The sequence below is a fragment of the Ileibacterium valens genome, assembly GCF_001945525.1.
Lineage (GTDB): Bacteria > Bacillota_I > Bacilli_A > Erysipelotrichales > Erysipelotrichaceae > Ileibacterium > Ileibacterium valens.
In genome coordinates this window covers 1-9,363 of record NZ_MPJW01000188.1, presented here as the reverse complement: position 1 = coordinate 9,363, position 9,363 = coordinate 1, and the positions used below count along the sequence as shown (strand labels likewise).

The following is a 9,363-nucleotide window of genomic DNA, read 5'->3' as shown; positions in this document are numbered from 1 at the left end:
GGGAAGAGAGAATGGAGCAGTGGCAAACGGCCCTGAATCGAGTTATAGTGTGTTTGGTAATTTTGTTTATTGAGCATGAACATATTTTACCAAAAAAGGCACCTCATCCATTACGGATCAGGTGCCTCTTTTTATTTTTGGACTGTCAGAAATTTAACAGCCCCTTTTACTAACTTGTAAGCCTATTGAACACAAGTGAGATGTCTGGATCAATGGGTTAGAAAAGACATTTTGCCAAACAGGCATATAATGAAATCGTATGATGATTCTTCAAAGAGAATCAACAGAAATCAGTCAATCAATCTTTGCTTCTGTTCAACAGAAGACAGAGATAGAAATGAGGTGTTAGATTTGAATAAAAAAGCCGATTTAGTCATTGTGGGGGCTGGTCCAGCCGGAATGACAGCTGCTTTGTATGCATCAAGAGCAGGTCTTTCTGTCATTATGATCGATGCAAGTGCTCCAGGAGGAAAGCTTCTGAAAACGTACCTGGTAGATAACTATCCAGGAGTACCTGAAATTCCAGGACCTGATCTGGCTATTCAGATGTACCAGCAGTCCGTCCAGTTCGGTGCTGAATTTATGAATGGTATGGTTAAGGAAGTAACAAAAGATCGCCAGGTCATTCTGGAAAATGGAGAGACCATTGATGCGAAGACCGTTTTAATTGCTACAGGTGCCAAAGAACGAACTTTAAATATTCCAGGTGAAGAAGATGCCATAGGTCATGGAGAAAGCTTCTGCGCAGTCTGTGATGGTGCATTCTTCCGCAATAAGGATGTTGCAGTTATTGGCGGGGGAAACTCTGCGCTTGAAGAAACGCAGTTTTTAACTCAGTTTGTAAATAAGGCTCAGATCATCATTCGCCGGGATGCTTTCCGCGCTGAAACTCATCTGCAGGAAAAAGTTGAAAATAATCCGAAGATTGAAGTGATTCGCGATTCGATTCCAAAAGAAGTGAAACTCACCGATGGAAAAGTCAGTGGTCTGATTATTGAAAATGTAAAAACAAAAGAACAGACTGAACTTCCAGTTTCCGGTCTGTTCCCATACATTGGACATATTCCGGAAACAGATATGGTTAAGAATCTGGGGATCACAGATGAAGCCGGTTATATCGTAGCTAACCTTCAGATGCAGACCGCTGTTCCAGGAGTGTTTGCGGCAGGAGACTGTGTCAGCAAAGATCTTCGCCAGATTGTTACGGCTGCGGGGGATGGAGCAATTGCCGCTCAGATGGCCTTTAAATTTATTGAAGACTTCTGCTAGTTAACGACAGGATGATCCAAATCAATTGAATCAGCAGTCTGAATCCATTTTGGACTGAATAAGAATCCAATCAGATTTAAAACGTTATTTATATTTAAACCGATTTAAACAATGGTCAGCAGCAGGTTCTCAAAACCAGATGAAACCTGTTCTGACCTTTTTTGCTTATAACAAAATGCCTACCATGTTCAGTCTGCTTTGCATCGGTTTCTTCTTCCTATTATTCAATCAAGTTTTCTTCAATCACATTTTCTGGAATATATAAAACTAACTATCCAGAAATCGAAAAACGGTCCATTCATTGAATAACGAACGGACCGTTTTTGTGTTTTAAACAAATTTAATTTTTAATTAGAGTTATGAATAACGAAGTGGTTTTCTCTCTTCAGTGATTCTTCATCAGTTATTTACGGCATGATGAGGAGCAAAACCATCTTTGCTTACGCCCTTGAAGATGTATCCAGCATCCTTATAAGCCTGAATGATGGAAGGAAGAGCTTCGACCGTCGTATTCTTAGCATCTGTATCATGAAAGAGAATATTGATTTTTTCTGTTCCAATTCCTGAAGTCGCATTGGCGATCAGCTGTTCAACGGGGACATTATTTCCAGATGCGTCGGTAGAGTCGCCATTCCAGTCAAAGTATTGATAACCACGTTCCTGAACCGCTTTGGTCAGTTTATTCATCAGTCCTGGCGAATATTCAGCCGAAATGGTATTTGAACTTCCTCCGGGAAACCGAATGCAGTCTGGTTCAATTCCGGTCTGATCTTTTACGACTTTGGCAATCTTTTCAAGATCATCAAAATAAGCTTCTTCAGAAGAATACAGGGAAGCATAATCATGAGAGAACGTATGAAGCGCAATCGTATGACCATGATCCACAATCTCCTTCATGATGTCATATTCTTCCGGATGAGTACCGATGACAAAGAAGGTAGCTTTGACTTCATACTGGTCAAGTATGTCAAGAATTTTTAATGTGTTCTGCGATGGACCATCGTCAAAGGTCAGATAACAGGTCGATTTTCCATAATCTGGATCTTCAACGACAGTGACGGTCTGAGTATAGGTAGCCTGATTATCGGAGCGGTCACGAACAGTGAAATCCACATTATATGTTCCTGGGACTGTGACATCGAGATGACTGGTATCGCAATAGGAAGTCGGGGAGCTGTCAAGATTGTCGACGGCTTTATAGGAATCTGAAGTATATTCCTGCCCCTGCATCAGGGAAATCTGTTTTTCAAATCCTTCAAGAGAAGGAGCCTGTTTATCTTCCTTTCGAATCAGACGGGCACTTTTTTCGGACTCATTGCCATACTGATCTGTCGCGCTGATCGTTATTTTGAAAGTACCTGCTTCTTTGGTGTCTTCGCGATTATCCATTTTTATGGAGTAAGTCGACGCATCGGTAATCGAATCAATGAAATTTTCTGCTTTGATGGTTTCAGTCGTATCCGTTGTATAATCTTTGACTTTAATTTCTGGAGCTGCTGTATCGCGAACACTCACCACGAATGGATATTTTTTTCCATCATAAACATAGTTCATATCATAATCGCCTACTGTTTCAGTATCGACTTTTCCTTCAACAGAAACCTTTTCAGTCGAATCCATAAACAGAGACTTGAGATTATCGAGCGGCTTGAATTCAGATTTATATTCTGCGATATAATGGGTCGATTTTAAGTGCAGCGGATTGAGCTTATTGACTCCAAACCATATGAGTCCACCCACAAGCAGGACAGGAACCAACAGAAGAAGCAATCGATCCTTGCGCAGTCTTTTATTTTTCTTTTTTTGTTTGCGAGAATTTCCTGCCATATTGGTCCTCCTTTTTCAAGTTTTAATTATAAAGTTGGTCTGTCTGAAAACAAATCATCCGAACTTATTCCTGTTGAAACGTTTTGATTATGCAAAAATGTGTCCTGTTTCATTTGCTGGAAAATCTTTATATAACAGGAAGAAGAGAAAAACTTCTGGATTCATTTTGGCGTAAAATATAAATATCACAGATGACTCAAAAAATTAGAAATGGTTTCTGATTTTTTTCTTAAATATTTGTTAGAGCCTGTCATTGTGACTCGACATAAAAGCTGTGAACTTATGAACGGAGAGGTTAACCATATGAAAATGCTGCTGGCAGTCATCTCAAAAGATGATGTAGATGAAACTTTAAAGAAACTGGCTTCTAACCAGATCAGTGCGATTCAGATCGCATCAAGCGGAACCGGATTTTTCGTACCAGGTAATGCGACGCTGCTTACTCTGGTGGATGATGGCAAGGAAGATGAAGTCATTGAAATGATTCGGGAAACAGCGGGAATGGTTCGCCGCAGAGGTAATGACTCCTACGATCCAACATCCATTTTTTCTGGAGTCGAAGAAGGTGGAGGATTTGTGGTGGTCATTGAAGGAGACCGTCTGATTTCACTTTAGCCATTCAGTTATTCATTTCCTGTTTGATATTTATTTCCTGTTTGATATTTATTTCCCGTTTGATAAGTCTGCTTCGAAATGAGATGCAGAGTTAGTCCATCAGATCGGATTGGACCGCTTTCAATAGCAAATTTTGTCAAGAAATGTATATTTGAGCCGCTTCAATCATCACTCAGAATTATCCGAAAAGAAGTTCTGGTCTTAAAAAGGTAATATATAAACCGAAAGTTAAGGATGAATTATTTTCCATTCATCCTTTTTGGTTTGTCTGAAAAATAGATATGTTAAAGTCATTTCAGACAAATATCGACAGGTGATTAGTATGAAAATACAGATTGTCGGCGACGGCATTAAAGAATGTGCGCTTGCCAGAAATTTGGAAAAATATGGCTCTCATGAAGTCATTGTGACACCCGGAAACGAAGGAACAAAACAGTTAATCAGAGATCTGGATATGGATCTTCCGGAAGGAATTCAACTCGATGATGTTCTGCAGTCGGCCGAACTGTTTGCTCCGGACAGGGTGATCTTTATGGATGAGAGAGTTGCATTATCCAATCTTAAAAATCTTCTTGAAGAAAGGGGATTTGAGGTTTTTGGACCGGATTCGAATGCAGCCAGACTCCTTTATGACAAAGCTGAGTGGACGAATTTCTTTAATGAACATGGATTAGTATGTCCAAAGACGGAAAGCTTTTTAGATCTTGATTCAGCTTTAAAGCGAATTGAACAGACGGATGGCCCGATTGTGATCAAGGAAAGAGGCAGACAGGGACGATTCAGTGTGCCTTATTCGATGGACGAAGCTCAGGATACATTGAGAAACTGGTTTGACTCTGAAAGTGATCATAAGGCAGACGAGGTTTTGATTTCCCCCTACTATTCAGGCATACGTTTCAATGTTCCTGTAATGGTCTATAAAAATCAGGTTCTGCCTTTTGATTCAATGGTGACTCAGCGAGGCGTTTATGAAAATGAAGATGATGCTCAGACCAAAGCCATGGGCGCTTTTTCACCTGCCCTCGATGTGATTCCTTCAGAGATTTACAATGAAGCAATCATGAATTATATGATTCCATTCTTTGTTTCCATGGATGAAGAAAATATCCCTTACGAAGGATTCGCCGATGGCGAGTTTATTTACAACGAGGATGGTTTGCGCTTAGTCAATATGAAATGCGGACTGGCAGACTGCGGGCTTTGCTCAATTCTGCTGCGCTCAAAGGATGATGTGGCTCATATCATCGATCGATTAAAAAACAGGGAGATCATCAATCTTCATTTTGCAAAACAGAGCGCCTGCACGATCATGCTCGCTGCAAAAAACTATCCGGAAGGCTTTGCTTCTGGAGAACCGATTCTGGTCGATGAAGATGTCGAAGGAGATATTTTCCCTTATCATGCGATTTTGCAGGATGGTCAGCTGGTCAGTCATGGAGGCCGGGTTTTAGCTGTGGCAGCTTTAGGAAAAGATTTATCTGAAGCCTCATTGAATGCACAAGAGGCAGCCAGACATATTCATTGTGATGATCTGATTTATCGAAGTGACATCGGTGATCCTGAATTCTTCAAACGAATTCAAAAAGACCGCAATCCGCTGTGATCTTCAAAACAATTTTCAAAGTATATTCAGTATGAAAAAGGACTTTATCTGGTTGTTCAGATAAAGTCCTTTAAACGGTTTGGAACATTTAAGTGTCGTGTTTCAGTCATCAGGAATCAGGCTGATCGATGATTTCTAAAAGCTTTTCATATAGTTTGGAAGTTTCTTCAGAATCCTTTTCACTGATTACAGTCACCTGTTTATCATGAATAATCTTCACTGCTGGCTGCCCGGAATACCCATATAAAGTATACTGACCGAATTCTTTCGAAGAAAAATCCCCCATCATCTTGTTCATATCGTCATATCCAAAGGTTTTGCTTCCATAATCAGGATCTTCAATCCATTCGATTGATTCGATGGATTCAAAAGGAATGGTCTGTGATGGAACACTTCTTGCATCAATCTGTAAAGCATCCGGTTCAAAACGGACATCGAAACCGGCCCAGACGATCAAAGCGGAGACACCCGCAATAATCAGGACAGTAATTACTAAAACAGGAATGGAGGTTTTGCGATAGTTTCGAATCCATCCATTGCCTTTTTCCAGATAATCGAGATCCACTTTCCACGTTCCTTGTGAAACCTGCTTTTTGTAATTGAGAGTCGAAACAAGATAAGGAACGGCGATCAGAATAATCAATAAGGCTGGAAACAGGTATTCAATGAATCGGCCGTCTGGAAAGATGGAAATAAGCATTAAAGTGATTCCGAATAAGGTAAAAGTGATTCCGGCAGCCCGGTTTGTGACCTGCCAGTTCTGACGGTTTTCCAGAGTTCTGCGAAATCTTGTTCCAAAAAGCGGATTGGGTGATGCTTTTGGCAGATAATTTCCAGTGATTGCCAGCAAAGCTCCAATAAAAAGGAGACTGAAAAACTGAGTATTGATTCGGGACCGATTCAGCACAATCAAAAGAGCAGAAAACCAGATGACTGCAGGCTGAATCCAATAGGTCAGAACGGTGACTTTCCTGGAGTCGATTCGATCACTCCATCTCGATACCAAAAGCAAAATGACCACCTGAAGAATCAGTCCAAGTCCAAAAGAAGCGGTTATCGCCCAGTAAAGAATGGAATGTTCTGGATGGATCAAGGCATAAATTCCAAAAGCGACAAAAGGAACAGCTAAACTCAGGCAGGAAAGAAGAGCCTGTTTTTTTGATTCGTTTTTGATCATAAGGGATCGCCTTTAAGCTCGCTGATAAAAGCAAGAGCTTCTTCGAGTACAGAGGTACTGAGTGAATAAACCATCTGTTTTCCTTCGCGGCGGCTTTTGACCAGATCAGCGTTTTTGAGGACACTCAGATGCCGGCTGATCGCCGGCTGGCTGATTTCGAAAAGGTCGCTGATTTCGCCAGCACTTTTTTCTCCCTGTTTCAGTATGGAAAGAATCCGTCTGCGAGTCGGGTCAGAAAGTGCAAGCATCGTATTCTGCAAAGACATGACTCTTACCTCATATAACATATAACTTATTTGTTATATGAAGAATAACAGAGATGGAAATTGAAGACAATATACTCTGATCAGAAATAACGAAGAGGCTTCAGATAAAGAGAAAAAAAAGAAACGGAGAAAATGATGAATCAGTCTTCGCAAACGCCCGTTTACAAAAAAGTATCAGCCCGTGAAAAGTACGACTTCGGCATCGGCGCCATCGGAAAAGAAGCGATTTGCAACATGATCGGCTCCTTTCTGATGCTCTACTTCACGGATACCCTGTTTCTTGTTCCCGCTTTTGTCGGCATTCTGTTTTTCGTAGCCCGGATCTGGGATGCCATCAACGACCCGATGATGGGAATGATCGTGGACAATACCCGTTCTCGGTTTGGAAAGTTCAGAATCTGGCTGGTGATCGGAACACTGGTCAACGCCGTTGTGTTTGTTCTTCTGTTTCACACTTTTAATCTGCAGGGAACATCCCTCTATATTTATGTCACGGTTATGTACATCCTTTATGGCATGACCTACACGATTATGGATGTTCCTTACTGGTCCTGGCTGCCCAACCTGACCAATGATCCGCACGAAAGAGAATCCGTATCCGTAATCCCACGTTTCTTTGTCTCTCTGGCTGGATTCAGCGTGGCCATCTTTGGTCTGTTCGTGATCAACTATTTCAATCAGAGAGCCGGTCTGGACAATCTCTATGCTGAACACGGATTCACCATGTTTGCCATCATGATCGCGATTCTGTTTATCGTGACCATCGGCATCACTGCCACCAATGTCAAAGAAGAACCCACTCTGGATGCGAAAAATGAAAAAAAAGCCCGAAACAGGCGCTGAAAGTCATCGTTAAAAACGATCAGCTGCGCGCTTTCATCGGTCTGCTGGTGACCTTCAACCTCGCTACACAGATTGCCAAAGGATTTGCCGTGTATTACTTCAAAGACGTCTGCGGAAATGAGTATATCTACTCCGTATTCGGTATGGCCATTCTGGCAGAAATGCTCGGTCTGGTTCTCTTCCCGGCGATCGCCTAAAAGCTCTCCCGTCAGAAAGTATACTCGATCGCCTGCAGCCCCTGGCTGCCGCCGGTCTGCTGCTTCTCGGTGTATTCGGTTTTGTTCTTCCGCAGTCTGTTGCCGGAGTGATCCTCTCCTGCGCTGTTCTGTTCTTTGGTTCCGGCCTGTCTCTTGGCGTCGCCACCTGCTGCCTGGCAGACGTCATCGACTACGGCGAAGTCGCTTCGGCGTGCGCAATGAAAGTGTTCTCTGCTCCGCTCAGACTTTCCTGATGAAAGCAGCGACAGCCGCAGCCGGCGGTCTGACCGGTATAGGACTGAGTCTTGTCGGCTACAAAGCTGAACTGCCTGTTCAGTGTTCCGGTACGATCATGGGCATCCGTGTTCTGATGATCGTCATTCCAGTTCTTCTCGCTGTTCTCAGTCTTTATATCTACAAGCGTTTCTATACGCTCAAAGACGAGCAGATGGAAGAAATCACCCGCAGACTCAATGAAAAACGCGCTTTCCAGATCGAGATGCCGTCTGCTGCTGACGAAGAAGTATCTGAAGACAGCGACGACCTTTTTCCGGAACTGGCCTGATGTCTGAGTGAGAATATAAACAGAATTGAGAAAATCCACTCTAATTCAGTTGACCAGGGGTTGCAGACGGCGCTGTCAGGAAGCAGGACAGACTGGCTCCTGACAGCGCCGTCTCTTTCAGATAATATGAAAGGCCCCCCAGAAGCCAATTCGTGGATTTAGATGGATACTTAGGGTGTATTTACAAGTAAACGTCATTACCACATGACTTAGGAGGACCTATATGGCAAGCTTACTTTTTATCGGATGTGATGTCCACAGTAAAACAATCAGTTTAGATACTTTCGATCGAAATTCTAATACACATAGTCACCAGACAAAAATTAATAATGATCCACGATTGATCTGGAAGTATGCCAAGAAAATCGAATCTGAAGTTGAACCTGGAACCAAGCTCGTATTCGGTTACGAAGCTGGATGTCTTGGCTTCTCTTTCCATGAAAGAATTACGAAAATGGGCTTTGAGTGCCGGGTTATGGCGCCAACGACAATCCGTCTTGCTCAGACAGACCGCGTTCGAAAAACGGACCGCAGAGATGCAAAATCTCTGGCTGAAGCATTAGCCTATGACACCTACAAATCAGTCTATGTTCCTAATCGGGAAGATCAGGAAGTTCGCTCATTTATCCGGCTTCGTGAAGAGACTCAGGAAACCATTAAGAAGTTCAAACAGCGGATTAATGCCTTTGTGTTGAAACTTGGCTATACCTTTGATGAAGGAAAAAGCAAGTGGACTATAAAACACAGAGATTGGCTTAAATCCCTGGAACTGTCTCCAATGAATCGCGAGGTGCTCGACGAGTATCTCATTACTCTTGAGGAGCTTGAGACCAAAATTGCTCGATATGATGAGCGAATCACCGAAATGTCCAAGCAGGAAAATTACAATGAACTGGCTAGTTCCCTTTCGTGCTTCAAAGGAGTAACCAGGCCCATCGCTATGCGGATCATTACTGAAATTGGAGATTTTAATCGCTTTGCAACAGCTGGAGAATTTGCCT

General features: G+C 42.4%; 9 protein-coding genes. 6 read left to right on the top strand and 3 right to left on the bottom strand.

Annotation, left to right across the window (positions count from 1 at the left end; all coding sequences use genetic code 11):
* Window positions 1–351 precede the first annotated feature (351 nt).
* Window positions 352–1,269 (top strand): thioredoxin-disulfide reductase, encoded by a 918-nt coding sequence (trxB, locus tag BO222_RS09635; protein ID WP_075820558.1) that lies wholly within the window; start codon window positions 352–354, stop codon window positions 1,267–1,269.
* A gap of 399 nt (window positions 1,270–1,668) precedes the next feature.
* Here the strand turns inward: trxB and BO222_RS09630 are convergent, their stop codons facing one another.
* Window positions 1,669–3,096, bottom strand: a complete 1,428-nt coding sequence (locus BO222_RS09630; RefSeq protein ID WP_075820556.1) for a polysaccharide deacetylase — start codon at window positions 3,094–3,096, stop codon at window positions 1,669–1,671.
* Window positions 3,097–3,399: 303 nt separating this feature from the next.
* Between BO222_RS09630 and BO222_RS09625 the strand changes: the two genes are divergently transcribed.
* Together BO222_RS09625 and BO222_RS09620 are read left to right on the top strand one after the other, a co-directional pair.
* Window positions 3,400–3,711 (top strand): cyclic-di-AMP receptor, encoded by a 312-nt coding sequence (locus BO222_RS09625; protein WP_075820554.1) that lies wholly within the window; start codon window positions 3,400–3,402, stop codon window positions 3,709–3,711.
* A 322-nt stretch (window positions 3,712–4,033) separates the two neighbouring features.
* Complete coding sequence (locus tag BO222_RS09620; RefSeq protein WP_075820552.1) at window positions 4,034–5,314, top strand: phosphoribosylglycinamide synthetase C domain-containing protein; 1,281 nt, start codon at window positions 4,034–4,036, stop codon at window positions 5,312–5,314.
* A gap of 109 nt (window positions 5,315–5,423) precedes the next feature.
* Here the strand turns inward: BO222_RS09620 and BO222_RS09615 are convergent, their stop codons facing one another.
* Window positions 5,424–6,491: an SdpI family protein gene (locus BO222_RS09615; protein ID WP_075820550.1), complete on the bottom strand. Its 1,068-nt coding sequence runs from the start codon at window positions 6,489–6,491 to the stop codon at window positions 5,424–5,426.
* Window positions 6,488–6,757, bottom strand: a complete 270-nt coding sequence (locus tag BO222_RS09610) for an autorepressor SdpR family transcription factor (protein ID WP_075820548.1) — start codon at window positions 6,755–6,757, stop codon at window positions 6,488–6,490. Before BO222_RS09610 ends, BO222_RS09615 begins: the two co-directional genes overlap by 4 nt.
* Before the next feature lie 132 nt (window positions 6,758–6,889).
* Between BO222_RS09610 and BO222_RS14005 the strand changes: the two genes are divergently transcribed.
* The 3 genes from BO222_RS14005 to BO222_RS09600 all read left to right on the top strand — a co-directional run.
* Window positions 6,890–7,600: a glycoside-pentoside-hexuronide (GPH):cation symporter gene (locus BO222_RS14005; RefSeq protein WP_198932061.1), complete on the top strand. Its 711-nt coding sequence runs from the start codon at window positions 6,890–6,892 to the stop codon at window positions 7,598–7,600.
* 408 nt (window positions 7,601–8,008) lie between these two features.
* A complete protein-coding gene (locus tag BO222_RS14000) occupies window positions 8,009–8,362 on the top strand; it encodes an MFS transporter (RefSeq protein WP_198932059.1) in 354 nt (117 codons plus the stop codon).
* A gap of 223 nt (window positions 8,363–8,585) precedes the next feature.
* A partial coding sequence (locus BO222_RS09600) for an IS110 family transposase (protein WP_075820546.1) occupies window positions 8,586–9,363 on the top strand: 778 nt, incomplete at its 3' end.